The sequence below is a fragment of the Dyadobacter beijingensis DSM 21582 genome (assembly GCF_000382205.1).
Classification (GTDB): domain Bacteria; phylum Bacteroidota; class Bacteroidia; order Cytophagales; family Spirosomataceae; genus Dyadobacter; species Dyadobacter beijingensis.
This window is the reverse complement of sequence record NZ_KB907786.1, coordinates 1,029,742-1,046,247: the sequence shown is the minus strand read 5'-3', so window position 1 is coordinate 1,046,247 and position 16,506 is coordinate 1,029,742. Positions and strand designations below refer to the sequence as shown.

The 16,506-nt window shown below is 52.6% G+C and carries 12 protein-coding genes and 1 riboswitch; of the genes, 11 read left to right on the top strand and 1 reads right to left on the bottom strand.

Going from position 1 to position 16,506, the window contains the following annotated elements:
- Positions 1 to 137 precede the first annotated feature (137 nt).
- From H144_RS0104395 to H144_RS0104370, 6 genes are all read left to right on the top strand, one after another.
- Positions 138 to 1,235, top strand: coding sequence for a FecR family protein (locus H144_RS0104395; RefSeq protein ID WP_019940825.1), 1,098 nt, complete (start codon positions 138 to 140; stop codon positions 1,233 to 1,235).
- Positions 1,236 to 1,485: 250 nt separating this feature from the next.
- Complete coding sequence (locus H144_RS0104390) at positions 1,486 to 4,878, top strand: SusC/RagA family TonB-linked outer membrane protein (RefSeq protein ID WP_229207837.1); 3,393 nt, start codon at positions 1,486 to 1,488, stop codon at positions 4,876 to 4,878.
- 21 nt (positions 4,879 to 4,899) lie between these two features.
- Positions 4,900 to 6,462, top strand: a complete 1,563-nt coding sequence (locus H144_RS0104385; protein WP_019940823.1) for a SusD/RagB family nutrient-binding outer membrane lipoprotein — start codon at positions 4,900 to 4,902, stop codon at positions 6,460 to 6,462.
- Between the two features lie 169 nt (positions 6,463 to 6,631).
- Positions 6,632 to 7,906, top strand: a complete 1,275-nt coding sequence (locus H144_RS0104380) for an amidohydrolase/deacetylase family metallohydrolase (protein WP_019940822.1) — start codon at positions 6,632 to 6,634, stop codon at positions 7,904 to 7,906.
- 118 nt (positions 7,907 to 8,024) lie between these two features.
- Positions 8,025 to 8,957 (top strand): RraA family protein, encoded by a 933-nt coding sequence (locus tag H144_RS0104375; protein ID WP_019940821.1) that lies wholly within the window; start codon positions 8,025 to 8,027, stop codon positions 8,955 to 8,957.
- A gap of 96 nt (positions 8,958 to 9,053) precedes the next feature.
- Positions 9,054 to 10,160 carry a bile acid:sodium symporter family protein gene (locus H144_RS0104370; RefSeq protein WP_019940820.1) on the top strand — a complete coding sequence of 369 codons (1,107 nt, stop codon included), beginning with the start codon at positions 9,054 to 9,056 and terminating at the stop codon, positions 10,158 to 10,160.
- Positions 10,161 to 10,320: 160 nt separating this feature from the next.
- Here the strand turns inward: H144_RS0104370 and H144_RS0104365 are convergent, their stop codons facing one another.
- Positions 10,321 to 10,824 (bottom strand): GNAT family N-acetyltransferase, encoded by a 504-nt coding sequence (locus H144_RS0104365; RefSeq protein ID WP_019940819.1) that lies wholly within the window; start codon positions 10,822 to 10,824, stop codon positions 10,321 to 10,323.
- Positions 10,825 to 10,965: 141 nt separating this feature from the next.
- A riboswitch (TPP riboswitch) is annotated at positions 10,966 to 11,061 on the top strand.
- Positions 11,062 to 11,135: 74 nt separating this feature from the next.
- Here H144_RS0104365 and thiS point away from each other — a divergent pair.
- From thiS to thiH, 5 genes are read left to right on the top strand one after another with little or no spacing between them, the layout of a single operon-like run.
- The gene (gene thiS / locus H144_RS0104360) at positions 11,136 to 11,336 is read left to right on the top strand and encodes a sulfur carrier protein ThiS (protein WP_019940818.1); all 201 of its coding nucleotides are present in this window, start codon (positions 11,136 to 11,138) and stop codon (positions 11,334 to 11,336) included.
- Positions 11,337 to 11,374: 38 nt separating this feature from the next.
- Positions 11,375 to 13,252: a phosphomethylpyrimidine synthase ThiC gene (gene thiC, locus H144_RS0104355; protein ID WP_019940817.1), complete on the top strand. Its 1,878-nt coding sequence runs from the start codon at positions 11,375 to 11,377 to the stop codon at positions 13,250 to 13,252.
- Positions 13,252 to 14,598: a thiamine phosphate synthase gene (locus H144_RS34795; protein WP_019940816.1), complete on the top strand. Its 1,347-nt coding sequence runs from the start codon at positions 13,252 to 13,254 to the stop codon at positions 14,596 to 14,598. Before thiC ends, H144_RS34795 begins: the two co-directional genes overlap by 1 nt.
- Entirely contained in the window at positions 14,592 to 15,359 is a 768-nt protein-coding gene (locus H144_RS0104345) for a thiazole synthase (RefSeq protein WP_019940815.1), read from the top strand. Before H144_RS34795 ends, H144_RS0104345 begins: the two co-directional genes overlap by 7 nt.
- Entirely contained in the window at positions 15,349 to 16,467 is a 1,119-nt protein-coding gene (gene thiH, locus H144_RS0104340) for a 2-iminoacetate synthase ThiH (protein WP_019940814.1), read from the top strand. The genes H144_RS0104345 and thiH overlap by 11 nt, the downstream gene beginning before the upstream one ends.
- The last annotated feature ends 39 nt before the right edge of the window (positions 16,468 to 16,506 follow it).

Here is a 16,506-nt window from a genome sequence, read left to right as displayed (position 1 = left end):
GACCGGGACATTTTGCCTGCCACCCCACTTTTTCCTCGCGCATTCTAAATTTTTCGAAAAAATATTTCCAAAAAGAGAGTATCGGCGCAATGATCTCGCATCCTTATTAAAATTAGCCATACTATTATTTGCCCAATATGCTCCATTACCGCAATTTTCTTCCGGAGGAACTAGCCGCCGATCCATCTTTCAGACGCTGGGTGTTGTACAACGACCCTGCCGACGAAGCGGTGTGGACCGAATGGCTTGAACACCACCCGGACAAGCAGGATCTCGTCAATCGCGCCAAGAATTTCCTGGCGATGACGGAAGCGGCATTCGATCAGATTTCGGATGAGGAGGTGGCGAACGAAATTTACCGGCTATCGCATTCCATCGGGGAAAACCGGGCTAAAAAATCATCGATCTGGCTGCATTTCAGGCCTAACTGGTACCATATGGCGGCCTCGGTGCTTATCCTCATGTTCGCCGGCTGGTGGTACAACAAACAGACGCTTTCGCAGCAGCAGTCGGACCAATATAAGGTGATTCTCAGCCAGATCAAGGAACCGCTCATCGAGGCGGTGAACAACAGCGACGAAGCGAAGCTGGTGACGCTCGAAGACGGCAGCTCGGTGCTTTTGCAGCCCGCCAGCCGCATTACCTACCCGCGCCGGTTCGAGGGCCGCAAGCGGGAGGTGTTCCTGAAAGGCGAGGCGTTTTTCGAGGTGGCCAAGAATCCCGACAAACCGTTTTACGTGTATGCACATACGCTGGCAACCAAAGTACTGGGTACCAGCTTCAAAGTGAGTGCTTTCGACGATCAGGAAGTGAAAGTAGTGGTAAAAACCGGCAAGGTATCGGTATTCCCGATGACGAAGGAGGCCATTGCCAGCCAGCATGCCGACGACAAACTGGGCGGAATGGTATTGACGCCGAATCAGCAGATCACATTCGCTCCCAACGAGTTACGCCTGACAAGAAGCCTTATTCCGGACCCCAAATTGTTGGAATTGCCGATACAGAGACAGTCATTTGAATTCAAGGGAACGCCAATCACCGAAGTTTTTGCGGCACTGGAAAAATCATATGGTGTGAAGATCGTATTCGATGCGGAAGTAATGCAGAATTGCTACCTCACCGCCTCGCTGTCGGACGAACCGCTTTTCGAGAAGATCAACCTGATCTGCAAGACGATCGGCGCACAATATGAGCAGCTCGATGCCAGCATCATTATCAATAGCAAAGGATGTTAACGAAACAACTCTCTCTCCATACTTTATGACTAATTCGCCGATGCCTATGACCAGAAACGACTACTGATTACTACTTACCAAAAAGGTCGATGATGCTGCAACACCACCGACCCGATCAATCCCCATGCTTGTGTACGCTTAACAGCATCTGAATGAGGCTGCTGTGGGAACCATTATGCCGAATTTTAACCCGACAAAAATCAAAATTATGTCAAAAAGAGTACAATTTCACCATGCTTTACAGAAAATCATGCGCATTACTCTGTATCAAGCCCTGCTCTCTCTTGCGTTCAGCACCTTCGTTCATGCGAACGATGTGCGCGGACAAAGAGTGTTAGAACAAAAAGTGACTTTGCGTTTAGCCAATTCCGAGGTTGACAAGGCATTGGAGAAGATTGAGAGTACGACGAAGGTTAAGTTCATGTACAACCCTCAGATCTTCAATAATCAGAAAACATCCTACAAGTTTCAGGACGAATCGTTGTCTGAGGTACTTAATAAAATTCTGACCCCACATAAAGTAACTTACGAAGTGGTACAGGACCGCATTATCCTGCGCCGCGAACAGGCACCCGTTGAAGAAAATGCAACTAAAACGGCTCCGAAACGCAATGTAACGGGAACCGTGAAAGACGAAACCGGTTCGGCGCTGCCGGGCGTAAGCGTGCTCGTGAAAGGTACCCAGCGTGGTACTTCTTCCGACGCGGAAGGTAAGTTTTTTCTCGATATTCCCGATGGCGAGGTGGCTACTTCCGTACTGGTTTTCAGCTTTGTAGGATATACCTCACAGGAAATCACCGTGGGCAGCCAAAGCAATATCGATGTGCAGCTGGCGCCTGAGGCGAAAGCATTGAACGAAGTCGTTGTAACGGCTTTGGGTATTTCCAAAGAGAAAAAAGCGCTGGCGTACGCCGTGACCGAGGTGAAAGGCAGCGAGTTTACGCAGGCACGCGAAAACAACGTGGCGAATGCACTGACCGGTAAGATCGCGGGTGTGAACGCAACCGGTATGTCGACCGGCCCCGGCGGATCGAGCCGCATTATTATCCGTGGTAACGGTTCTTTGAGCGGTAACAACCAGCCTTTGTATGTAATCAACGGTATGCCGATGGACAACAGCGTTCCGGGCGGCGGCAATGCTTCGGATGGTAACGGTAACAACACCGACCGCGGTGACGGTATCGGTGGTATCAACCCGGACGATATCGAGTCGATCTCCGTTTTGAAAGGCGGCCCTGCCGCGGCCCTTTACGGTGCTCGTGCCTCCAATGGCGTGATTTTGATTACTACCAAAAAAGGCCGCGCGCAAAAAGGCATCGGCGTGGAATACAATGGCAACTTCTCCGTGGATAACCTTTCTATCATCCCTGACTGGCAATATGAGTACGGACAAGGGGTGGATGGTGTGAAACCAACGACGCAAACGCAGGCGAAAAGCTCAGGCCGCTTGTCATATGGTGCCAGAATGGATGGTACGCCGGTTGTTCAGTTCGACGGTGTGGCGCGGCCTTATTCCCCGCAAAAAGACAACCTGAAAAACTTCTACCGCACAGGTACCAACTACATTAACTCACTGTCTTTCACAGGCGGTAACGAAACCGTGAACTTCCGTTTCGGCTTGAACAACACAAGCTCTAACAGCATCGTGCCGAACTCTTCTTTCACGAGAAGAATCGCCAACCTGAACATGAATGCGTTTTTGGGTAAAAAACTGAGCATTGAAACCGTCGTTCAATACAACCTCGAAAGCGGCCACAACCGTCCGAAAGTGGGCTACGCCGACTACAACCCGCACTGGGCGACTTACCTCGTAGCGAACACCGTCGATATCAGAAGCCTTTCACCGGGCTACGACGCGGTAACCGGAAAAGAAGTGGAATGGAACCCGGTACCAGCCGCTCCGAACCCTTATTTCGTGGTGAACAAGTTTGTCAACGAAGACCAGAAAAACCGTTTCCTTGGCCAGGCCAACATTAAATACGACATTTTGGACAACCTGTTCATCAAAGGAAGCGTGAGCCGCGATTACTACAACTTCAACTACGAGTTTGTGGTACCGACCAATAACGCATACCAGCCGCTGGGTACTTACGAGGCGAAAAAGATCTCGTCGTCGGAAACCAACGGAATGCTGACTTTGAACTATTCCAAAGATTTCTCCGAAGACCTGAACTTCTCGGCACTGGTGGGTGGTAACATGCAGCGCAGCATCTACGACCAGACGGCATTCAACGGTTCTGAATTTACCATCCCTGGTTTTTACAGCTTCACCAATCTCGCAACTTCGGCCGTTGTCCCTACTTACAACAAAAGCGGTATCAACTCCGTGTTCGGTTCGGCGGATTTGGGTTACAAAGGCTTCGCTTACCTGACCCTCTCGGGCCGTCAGGACTGGTTCTCGGTGTTGAACAGCAAAAGCAACAGCATCTTCTACCCTGCCGTGGGTGGTTCATTGATCCTCTCGGAAGCATTCAAATTGCCGGAGGTAGTGAGCTTCGCGAAATTGCGCGGTTCATGGGCGCAAGTGGGTGGCGCAAACGTCGTTCCTTACCAGATCTACCAAAGCTATGCGATGGCAGTAGGTGGCCACAACGGTCGTCCGGTACAGCAGCTGTCATCTTCCGTGGTACCTAACCCGGATTTGAAACCATTGACCTCCACGACTTACGAGGCCGGTTTGGAAGCGAAATTCCTGAACAACCGCCTGGGCATCGACGTGACGCTTTACAACCGTAAAACGACGAACGATATCGTTCAAAGCAACATCGCATCGTCATCAGGCTACACGGCTGCATTGCTGAACGTGGGCGAGCTAAGCAACAAGGGTATCGAATTATTGCTGACTGCCACTGCTCTTAAGCAAAACAACTTTACCTGGGACATCAGCTACAACATGGCTTACAACAAGTCCGAAATCGTAAAACTGGCTCCTAACCTGAACCAGTTGAGCATTGGAACCGGTGTAGGCGGTGGGTTGATCAACAACGTAGTAGGCGGTACTTACGGCGAGGTGTGGGGTTATAACAAACTGAAAGACGCGAACGGCAACATCGTGTACAACACGGCCAGCGGCTACGCAGTACGCGGTAACCTCGAAAAACTGGGTAACGGTACGCCACCGTGGACGATGGGTATCACCAACAATTTCAAATACAAAAACTTCTCCCTCAATATCCTCATCGACGGTAAGTTCGGAAGCGTGGTTTACTCCAACCTGTACCAATATGCATACCGCTTCGGTTTGCCGAAAGAAACACTTCCTGGTCGCGAAACAGGCCTTACCGTTACCGGTGTAACCCCGGAAGGCGCTGCATTCAGCAAAAACTGGAAGAAAGAGGATATCGATACTTACTATGACAATGACAAGAACTACACAGGCATGTTTGTGTTCAACAACGACTTCATCAAGCTTCGGCAGGTGATTTTGAGCTACAACCTGCCGGTGATCTCGGTGTTCGGTACCAAGCTGCAAGGCGCTTCCGTATCGATCGTGGGACGTAACCTTGCGCTGCTTTACAAAGACAAGCGCAACAAATACTTCGATCCCGAGTCGAGCTACACCAATGGTAACGCGCAAGGTCTGGAAGCATTCGGTGTACCGAGAACCAGAAACGTGGGTGTGAACCTGACTGTGAAGTTTTAATCATTCAAAATTTTTGTGACGATGAACAAATTCCTGAAACTATCATATATGGCCGCAATGGCCGCCTTCATCTCCTCCTGCGACAACAATTTCGAGGAAATGAATGTGAACCCGAATGCGTCGACGGAAGCGGTACCAGGCTTCCTCTTCACGAGAACCCAGCTGACGACGGTAAGCAACAACTTCACCGGCGCGGCTTACCTGACCATCGGCGGTTCGATGCAGCATTTTGCCACTTACAAGGAAGTTCCCGGCGCGGGTGACAAGTATTTCAACTTCTCCTACTCGCAGGGAAGCTGGGCGCTGTTCGGCGGCGATCCTGCTACTGCGGGCGCGGTAATCGACGTTTTGCAGGTGATCGACGCGGTGAAAACATCTCCCGAGGATATCAACAAACTCTCGGCAGCGCGTATCTGGAAGGCTTATCTCTTCCACCGCCTCACCGACATGTATGGCGACATTCCTTACTCGGAAGCAGGCCGCGGATTGAGCGACAAGAATTACACGCCCAAATACGACACCCAGCAGGCGATCTACGCCGATCTGCTGAAAGAGCTCGACGAGGCTACGGCTGCATTCGACGCTTCGAAAGCGACATTCGGCAACTCCGACCTCGTGTACGGCGGCGATGTGACCAAATGGAAAAAATTCGCCTACTCGCTCATGCTGCGCCTCGGTATGCGCCTCACGAATGTAGATCCTGCGGCGTCGGAATCATGGGTGAAGAAAGCGATCGCCGGCGGCGTGATCACCTCGGATGCTGATCTGGCTAAGATCGACTACGTGGACGGCTCCGTTACCGCCAGCCGTAACTTCATCTCGGCCGGGCTCATGAGCACGGATTATGTGAATCCGGGCGGTGACAATGTGGAAGGCGGCAAATTCGCCAAGACGCTGATCGACCATTTGAAAACTACCAAAGACCCGCGTCTGAACGTGATCTCCATCGTGTGGGTACCTTCTGCGGACGGCAAGACGTTCACAGCCGATACCACCACCGCATTGCAGAAAGGGATGCCCAATGCGGCATTCAACAGCCTGCCGGGCGATTTCAACAGCTACTCGGAGCCTAACCCGGCGACGATCCTGAAATACAGCGCACCGCTGCTCGTCATGACACCCGCCGAAATGCACCTGTTGCTGGCAGAGGCCAACCTCAGAGGATGGTATGCCGGAGCTACCGCCGAAGCATCCTACAATGCAGCCGTAACGTCCGGTTTGAAGCAATGGGCGTTGTTCGGCACGGCCGGTATCATTTCCGATGCGAAAATCGCCGCTTACCTGAAAGCGAACGCCTTCAACGCAGCCGGAACGGTAGCACAGAAAATGGAGCAGATCGCTACCCAGAAATGGGTGACGCTCTTCCTGGAAGACGAATATGAAATCTTCTCGAACTGGCGCCGTACAGGTTATCCGAACCTGACGCCGACCAACTATCCGGGTAACCTCACAGGCGGTCAGATCCCGACCCGCTTCGTGATCCCGGATTCGGAAGAGCAGTACAACAAGACCAACTTCTACGAAGCACGTACCCGCCAGGGCGGTACCAACACGCTTTCCAGCAAGGTTTGGTGGGATAAATAAGGATGCCCGTTGGGCTGCCTGATAATGAAGTAAATGACCGATACGGATTGCTGACCAAAATCGGCGATCCGTATCGCATTTTAAAGCCTAAAAATTTTCGATCTGTGAATGAGGAATTTCAATGTGTTTTTTGTCTTAACTATAATAGTGCTTTCCTAAACCAAAACCCATGATCAAAAAAGTATTCATTGCCGCCGCCCTCTTTTGCTCTGCCGGTGTCGCCGCGCAGGCGCAGAAGTACTCGATCGTCATCAAAGGCGGTCACGTGATCGACCCCAAAAACAATATCAACAGCGTGATGGACGTGGCCCTGAAAGGCGACACGGTCATGCTCGTTGCGAAAAACATCGACGCCAGGGAAGGCGTGCAGGTGGTGAATGCGAAAGGCCTTTTCGTCACGCCCGGCCTGATCGACATGCACTCGCACAACTTCTTCGGTACCAAAATGGACCAGACGTACAGCAACGGCCCTAATGCCCTCCCACCCGACGGCTTCACGTTCCGTACCGGCGTTACCACCGTGGTAGACGCGGGCTGTGCCGGCTGGAAGTCGTTCCCGGATTTTAAAAAACAAACCATCGACGCCTCGCGCACCCGCGTGCTCTCGTTCCTGAACATCGTGGGTGAAGGCATGCGCGGCGGCACTTACGAGCAGAATGTCGAAGACATGGATGCTGCCGCTACCGCCAAAGTCGCGAAGGAATATCCGGAATACATCGTAGGCATTAAACTGGCCCACTTCAACGGTTACAATTGGGCACCTACCGATCGCGCTGTGGAAGCAGGCAAGCTCGCCAATATCCCGGTCATGATCGATTTCGGCGGCAGCCAGCCCGTGTTGCCCATCGAAGAGCTGTTTATGAAGCACCTTCGCCCCGGCGACATTTTCACCCACTGCTTCGGCCAGCTCGCCAGCCGCGAACCGATCGTGGACGTGAAGGCAGGTAAAGTGAAGCCGTTCGTCTACGAAGCCCGCAAAAAAGGCATCATTTTCGACGTGGGTTATGGTGGTATCAGCTTTGCATTCTCGCAGGCGATCCCGGCCATCAAAACCGGTTTTTATCCCAACACCATCAGTACCGACATCCACACCGGCAGCATGAACAATGCGATGAAGGATATGCTCAATGTCATGTCCAAATTCCTTGCGATGGGTATGGACCTGCCGGCGGTCATCAAAGCCAGCACCTGGGCCCCCGCACAGGCCATTCACCGCGAAGAGCTGGGTAACCTTTCGGCAGGCTCGCGTGCGGACGTATCCGTACTGCGCGTGCTCGACGGCAAGTTCCAGATGAACGACACGGGTACATTCGGTTTCTTCGATTATACCGGCGCCAAAGTGCAGGGCAAGCAGAAACTGGAAGCCGAAGTGACCATTCGCGCCGGCAAAGTGGTGTACGACCTCAACGGCCTCACCAACCCGATCGTCGTTTCGAGAAGGTAGTTTGCCGGACGTCCACTCCCGGGCTGGAAGCCCCCGCGGCCGCACTCAACGGGGCTTCCATTGTTATTTTGCCTAATTTTACCGATCACAATCCTGCCGAACTCTTTTTTCTTATCTCATGAAATTACCGATTCTCTCTTTAACGACGATCCTGACCCTCACCCTGGGAACATTGCAAACTGCCCAATCGCAGACCATCCCGAAAGAAGAACTGATCTTCCTCACTTCCGAATGGAAAGGTGAGCGCTTCCCCGACGGCCGTCCGAAAATCTCCGACGACCTCGTGCGCCGCGCCAAAGAAATCAATATCGAAGAAGCATGGGTAGTACTCAAAAACGAGGGCTATAACTGCCAGTTTGAAGGCAACTGGAAAATCGTCCATGACGACGTGGTGATCGCCGGTCGCGCATTGACGGCCCAGTTCACGCCCTCCCGCCCCGACCTGGAAAAGAATATCAAAGACCGCGGTGCCAAGCAAGGCCGCATCGGCAACACCAACTCCTGGCCGATCGATATGCTTTCCAAAGGCGACGTATATGTAGCCGACGGTATGGGCAAGATCGTCGAAGGAACACTGATCGGTGATAACCTTGCCAATTCTATTTATGCCAAAACAGGCAACGGCGTCGTATTCGATGCCTCCGTGCGCGACCTCGACGGCCTTTCCAAAATCCCCGGCTTCAATGCGTTCGTCCGCGATTTTGATCCTTCCTATTTGAAAGACGCCGTAGTAACGGGCATTAATACCCCTATCCGCATCGGACGTGCGGTGGTACTTCCGGGTGACCTGGTTCTGGCCAAAAAAGAAGGCGTGATCTTCGTGCCGGCGCACATGGTCGAGAAAGTCGTGCAAACGGCCGAGTTCATCGCATTGCGCGACAAATTCGGTATTCAGATGCTGAAAGAAGGCAAATATACCCCGGGCCAGATCGACAGCCAGTGGACCGATACCCTGAAAAACGACTTCTTGAAATGGCTCGACAAAAACCCGAACGAAATCCCCATGAAACGTTCGGAACTCGATGAATACATGAAAAAAAGAACCTGGTAAGCGAGTAATCCGTCCTGGTTTTCAGCATTTCCTGTTTGGTAAAACAGACAGGATTTTTCTTTCGCATTTTCAAAATTGCATTTTAAATACATTTATATGAATATTTACAAGCTCACATCCGGTATCGCCGCGGTCTGCCTGCTGATAGCGCTGTACCTGGCCTTTACCGGAAGCCTCCCCTCGGCCGGCCCTTTCTTTATCGCATTCTTTTTGTCGCTGGCCATCAGTTTCCGTGGTTATGAAAAACTGAAAGGATTCACCTACACCACCGTCATCTTCGCGGCGGTAACCACGGCATTGTACTACCCGCAGCATTTCCTGACTGTGGGTGACTTTAAACTTTCAACTCTGATCACTCCACTCATTCAGATCATCATGTTCGGAATGGGCACTTCCATGAGCTTCGGGGATTTTGTGGGCGTGGTTAAAATGCCGAAAGGCGTACTCATTGGCGTTGTGAGCCACTTTATCATTATGCCAACCATCGGGTACACGCTGGCAAACATCAGCGGTTTCCCGCCTGAAATCGCGGCAGGTATTATCCTCATCGGCTGCTCGCCGAATGGAATGGCTTCCAACGTGATCTCCTACCTCGCGAAAGCGAACCTCGCATTGTCCATTACCATTACCGCCATTTCCACGATGCTCGCGCCGCTCGTGACGCCCATCCTCATGAGCATGCTCGCAGGCGCGTTCGTGAAGATCGACACACTGCATATGATGTGGGATATTATTAAAATGGTGATCATCCCGATCGGCGCCGGATTGGTGTTCAATAAGCTGTTCAGCGGAAAAGTGAAATGGCTCGATGCCGCCATGCCGCTTGTTTCGATGGGCGGGATCGCATTCATTATCGTGATCATCACCGCCGCCGGCCGAGACAGCCTCCTGTCGATCGGGCCCGCATTGCTATTGCTCGTATTGATCCATAACCTGTCGGGCTACACGCTCGGCTACTGGTCGGGACGCCTGTTCCGCATGAGTGAGCGCGACTGCCGCACGATAGCGATTGAAGTAGGTATGCAAAATGGCGGACTAGCGTCCGGTATCGCGAAGGAAATGGGCAAGATGGCCACGGTCGGCCTCGCACCGGCGATTTTCGGCCCGCTGATGAACATCACCGGCTCCATCCTCGCCTCCTGGTGGCAAGGCAAGCCTACTGGTGATGAAGATACTTACGTAGAAACGGGCAGAGCCCATTAAAACGAAACGAGGCGCAGCTAATCACTGCGCCTCGTTTCGTTTTGTCAGGTGTTGTTAAGTGTAGTTATGTGTTGTCAGGCATTGTCATGCATTGTCAATTTTGTCGGATGACTTTTTGAACTATTCCTGACTACTCTTGACCATTCCTGACCTACTGACTTTAATCCTCTTCCAACAACAACTGCATATAAACGAGGTCGAGCCACTGGTCGAATTTGTAGGCAACTTCCTTCAGATATCCCTTCTCCACAAACCCGTACTTCTTGTGAAATTCAATACTTGCACGGTTGGAAGCATCGATACACCCGATCATCGTGTGCAGGCCGGATTCCTTCGCGCGCTGAATAAGGCTTCCAAGTAATTTACCGCCCACGCCCATTCCGCGGGATTTTTCGTCGAGGTAAATGGAATGCTCCACACTGAATTTATACCCGATTTTCGGACGGAAAATGTTGTAGGAACCATAACCGATCACTTCGCCTTCCAACTCCGCCACAATCACTGGCATACCGTCATAGAACATCTGCTCAAACCAGGCCTTTTGTTGTTCCAGGGTCCGGGGTTCGTAGTCATAAATAGCCGTGGTGTTCAGGATAGCGTGGTTAATAATCTCCAACAGCGAAGGCAGATCCTTAGGAGCCGCACTTCTGATGATCAAATCCATCAAAATAAAGCAGGTCGTTATACAGGTTTATTATTAGGGTCAAAAATACCTTATAATTTTAAAAATTTTCACCTCCTAACCGCGTTTAGCGTTACGTTTTTTTCTAATTCTTTTGAAAATCCTGAATTTCGAATAGCTTTGCCTCAACTTTAGGGGTGTCCCGACATGCGGACTGAGATCATACCCTTTGAACCTGATGCAGCTAGTACTGCCGAAGGGAAAAGCAGGAGTTACCGTGCACGTAGCTCCGTCTATTCTTTTCTTCATAGGTCCATTCCTAAGGTTTTTTGTATTTAAAAACTGAATCAGGAATGGAAATCATCCTAAACGGTCAGGCAAGGCTAATTACCGCCACTCACACGGTAGGACAACTCGTGTCCGAGCTGTTTCCGTCCGGCAAAGGCATCGCCGTAGCCATCAATCAATCGGTAGTCCCGAAATCCGACTGGCCCACGCGCCGGCTCTCCCCCAACGATCAGATTACGCTCATTACCGCCACGCAAGGCGGCTAGGCACGCTTTATCCCACCATTTAACCAGAAAACATCATCATGAAGACAGAAAAAACGCCGGAAACAATCACCCGCGCCCCATTCCCCAATTCAACGAAAGTCTATGTAAAAGGCGAAATCCACGACATTTCCGTGGCCATGCGCGAGATTTCGCTTAATGATACACGCATCCACGGTCGGTTAGGAGCAAGTGAGCCCAATGAACCCGTAACCGTCTACGATACCAGCGGTCCGTACACAGACCCTAACATTGAAATCGACGTTAAACAGGGCCTTCCCGCATTGCGTGCGGAATGGGTACGCGGGCGCGGCGATGTGGAAGAACTCGAAACGATCACCTCCGAATACGGCCGGATGCGCCTGGCGGACACGAAATTGGACCATCTGCGGTTTGCCCACAATGCGAAGCCCCTCCGCGCCAAAGCCGGACAGAACGTTTCGCAGCTGCATTATGCCAAAAAGGGCATGATCACGCCGGAAATGGAGTATATCGCCATCCGCGAGAACCAGCGCATCGACGCCCACCTGGCCTCGCTGAACGGGAAGGCGGGCGCGCTGGCACACCAGCACGCCGGGCACAGCTTCGGCGCTAACACCCCTAAAAGCCATATTACCGCCGAGTTTGTAAGGGCGGAAGTGGCGGCGGGCAGGGCTGTGATTCCATCCAATATCAATCACCCGGAAAGCGAACCGATGATCATCGGGCGGAATTTCCTTGTGAAAATCAATGCGAACATCGGTAACTCGGCCGTATCGTCGAGCATTGAAGAAGAGGTCGAAAAAGCCGTCTGGGCCTGCCGCTGGGGCGCTGACACGATCATGGACCTGTCGACCGGCAAGAACATCCATGAAACCCGCGAGTGGATTATCCGCAACTCGCCCGTACCCATCGGCACCGTCCCCATTTACCAGGCTTTGGAAAAAGTGAACGGCAAGGCCGAAGACCTGACCTGGGAGCTTTTCCGCGACACATTGATCGAACAGGCCGAGCAGGGAGTGGACTATTTCACGATCCATGCCGGCGTACTGCTCCGCTATATTCCGCTGACGGCCAGGCGCATTACGGGCATCGTTTCCCGTGGCGGCTCCATCATGGCGAAATGGTGCCTGGCGCATCACAAGGAGAACTTCCTGTACACGCATTTCGAGGAAATCTGCGAGATCATGAAGGCGTACGACGTAGCATTCTCCCTCGGCGACGGCCTGCGCCCCGGCAGCATTGCCGATGCCAACGACGCAGCCCAATTCGCCGAGCTCGAAACGCTGGGCGAGCTGACCAAAATCGCCTGGAAACACGATGTGCAGACGATCATCGAGGGCCCCGGCCACGTGCCGATGCACCTGATCAAGGAGAATATGGAAAAACAGTTGCAGCATTGCCACGAAGCGCCATTTTACACATTAGGCCCGCTTACGACCGACATTGCACCTGGTTACGACCACATTACCTCCGCCATCGGCGCCGCCATGATCGGCTGGTTCGGCACCGCCATGCTATGTTACGTAACGCCCAAGGAGCATTTGGGCTTACCTAACAAAAAGGATGTGAAAGACGGCGTGATCACCTACAAAATAGCTGCTCACGCCGCCGACCTCGCCAAAGGCCACCCCGGCGCCCAGTACCGCGACAATGCATTGAGCAAAGCCCGTTTCGAGTTCCGCTGGGAAGATCAGTTCAACCTTTCGCTAGATCCCGACACGGCCCGCGAGTTCCACGACGAGACATTACCGGCCGAAGGTGCCAAAGTGGCGCACTTCTGCTCGATGTGCGGTCCCAACTTCTGCTCGATGAAAATCACCCAGGACGTCCGCGACTATGCCGAGGAAAATGGGCTCGCCACTCAGGAAGCCGTGACCGAAGGAATGCGGCAAAAGGCCAGGGAGTTTGCGGAGAAGGGTAGTGAAATTTATTTGTAATGGAAAATCTGATTGTCATAACCCACCCGGAAATGCTCCCCGGCGAGGCCGATATTATTAACGAGCTCTTCGCACAGGGGCTCGCGCGCCTGCACATACGCAAGCCCGCAGCCACGCTAGCAGCACTGCGGGCTTGGCTGGAAGGAATCGATCTGCGGTTTCGACATCGTATCGCATTACATCAGCATCATGAGCTGGCCGGCGCATTCGGCATTGCCGGACTGCATTTTACGGAGCAGAGCAGGCTGGCAACCAGTCGGGAGGCATTAAATGATTTGAAAAACAGCGGATATACCGTCAGCACCTCCCTGCATGATCCCGTTGATCTGGCTACGCTATCGCATTGTTTTGACTATGCTTTTCTCGGGCCGGTATTTGACAGTATTTCAAAAGAAAGTTATGTATCGAAACTTCCGGTTCATTTTAAACTGGATAAACAGGGCTTTCCCAATGAAGTGATAGCGCTTGGGGGTATCAATGCTGAGAATTTCAAATCGGTATTTGAAATGGGGTTTGACGGTGCCGCAGTGCTGGGAAGTATCTGGCAAAATCCTGAAAAGGCTTTGGAGCAATGTCAGCTGATTCTTTCTTTGAATTCACCGGGATTGAAATTATCATCTTTTCAATCATCATCAGTTCAGCAATCATCCGGCATTCCCGGGTTGAAACCCGGGGATGGAGATATGGATGACGATTTGAATTTTAAAAATTTAAAAAGCAAAGCTATTGACAGGCTGCATTTTATTTCCCGGGAAAATGAAGGCATGTCGCATATCGACAGCATCCGCATCGCGCTGGAAGTCGGGTGCCGGTGGATACAGCTTCGGGTAAAGAACCGGGCGGAGCAAGAAGTGCTGCCGATTGCATGGGCTGCTACCAATTTGTGTGACAGCTACGGCGCAAAGCTCATTATCAACGACTTCCCCCGCGTGGCGCTGGCCGTGGGCGCCTATGGGCTGCACCTGGGCCTGACGGACATGCCCGTGCCCGAAGCGCGTGCGCTCGTGGGCGAGCAAATGGTCATCGGCGGAACAGCCAATACCTGGGCAGACATCGCGCTGCGGGTGGCGGAAGGCGCCGATTACATTGGCCTGGGGCCCTTCCGGTTTACAAATACCAAACAGAACCTGAGCCCCATTCTCGGCATCGAAGGCTATCGTGCGCTAATGCGGCAAATGGCTGCTCAAGGGCTTGAAATACCCATTATCGCCATCGGGGGCATTACACCCGCCGACATTCCCGGGATCCGCTCGGCAGGCATTTACGGTGTGGCCGTCTCCGCCGCATTGGCCGGCTCACCCGATCCGCAAGAAACTTTTTACCAAATCCAGAACGCATTATGCTGACTATCGCAGATCAAATATTTCAATCGAGGCTCTTTACCGGCACGGGCAAATTCAGCTCGGCGCGGGTGATGGAGGAAGCGCTGCTGGCGTCCGGCTCCGAGCTCGTGACCGTTGCGCTGCGCCGTGTGGATGTGCGCGACGAGGCCGACGATATCCTCAGGCATTTGGCTCACAAGCATATCCATCTTTTACCCAATACTTCCGGCGTCCGAACGGCCAAAGAGGCGATTTTCGCGGCGCAGCTGGCCCGTGAGGCGTTGGAAACAAACTGGCTGAAACTGGAAATCCACCCCGATCCCAAATACCTGCTCCCCGACCCGATCGAAACGTTGAAGGCAACGGAGGGACTCGCCAAAATGGGCTTTGTCATCCTCCCCTACATCCACGCCGACCCGGTATTGTGCAAGCGCCTCGAAGAAGCCGGTGCCGCGGCCGTCATGCCGCTCGGCTCCCCGATCGGGAGTAACAAAGGTCTGAAAACCATCGATTTCCTTGAAATCATCATCGAACAAAGTAAAGTACCTGTGGTGGTGGACGCCGGCATCGGCGCGCCTTCCGACGCCGCCAAAGCAATGGAAATCGGCGCGGATGCGGTGCTGGTGAATACGGCCATCGCCGTGGCCGGCGACCCGGTGGCGATGGCGGATGCTTTCAGAATGGCGGTACAGGCCGGGCGGATGGCGTATGAGGCGAAATTGGGGGCACAGGGTAATCTGGCGGCGGCCAGCAGCCCGTTAACGGCATTTCTGGATGAGCTTTAAGGAAGAATTCGATCGCTACGGCTGGGACGAGGTGAAGGAATCTATCTATTCCAAAACTGCGGCGGATGTGGAAAGGGCATTAGGCTCGTCCAGAAAGACTTTGGAAGACTTCAAGGCATTGATCTCTCCCGCCGCGGCTTCGTACCTGGAACCTATGGCAGCACTCAGCCGACAGCTAACCCAAAAACGCTTTGGGAAAACCGTTCAAATGTATGTGCCGCTGTATTTGTCCAATGAATGCACGAACATTTGCACCTATTGCGGGTTCAGTCTCGATAACAAGGTCCGCAGGCGTACACTTACTGATGCGGAGATTTTACGGGAAGTGGAAGTAATCAAAGCGATGGGCTACGAGCACGTGCTGCTCGTTACCGGCGAGGCAGTTCAGACGGTGCATGTGCCCTATTTTAAGAGGGTATTAGAACTGATCAGGCCGCATTTTGCACAGATATCGATGGAAGTGCAGCCGCTCGACCAGGACGAATACGAAGAGCTGATCCCGCTCGGATTGCATTCGGTGCTGGTTTACCAGGAAACCTATCACCGGGACGATTACCGCAAACACCATCCCAAAGGCAAAAAGGCTAATTTCAATTACCGCATCGAAACACCCGACCGGCTCGGCAAAGCGGGCGTTCACAAAATGGGGCTCGGCGTATTGATCGGATTGGAAGACTGGCGCACCGATAGTTTTTTCACCGCAATGCATTTGAATTACCTCGAAAAAACCTATTGGCAAACGCGTTACAGCCTGTCGTTTCCCCGCCTGAGGCCATTTTCGGGAGGTCTGGAACCGAAAGTGGAAATGAGCGACCGCGAACTCGTCCAGCTCATATGCGCCTACCGGATATTCAACGGCGAGGTGGAATTGTCGCTTTCGACGCGCGAATCCGAAAAGTTCAGGAACCATTGCATTCAACTCGGTGTAACATCCATCAGCGCGGGTTCCAAAACCAACCCCGGCGGTTACGCCGTAGAGCCGGCCTCGCTGGAACAATTCGAGATTTCCGACGAAAGAAGTCCGGCAGAAATAGCCGCCATGATCCGAAACGCCGGCTACGAGCCGGTATGGAAGGACTGGGACGCTAGTTTAATTTTGAATGATTGAATGACTGAATAGAAAATATTCGGTCATTCAATCATTCGG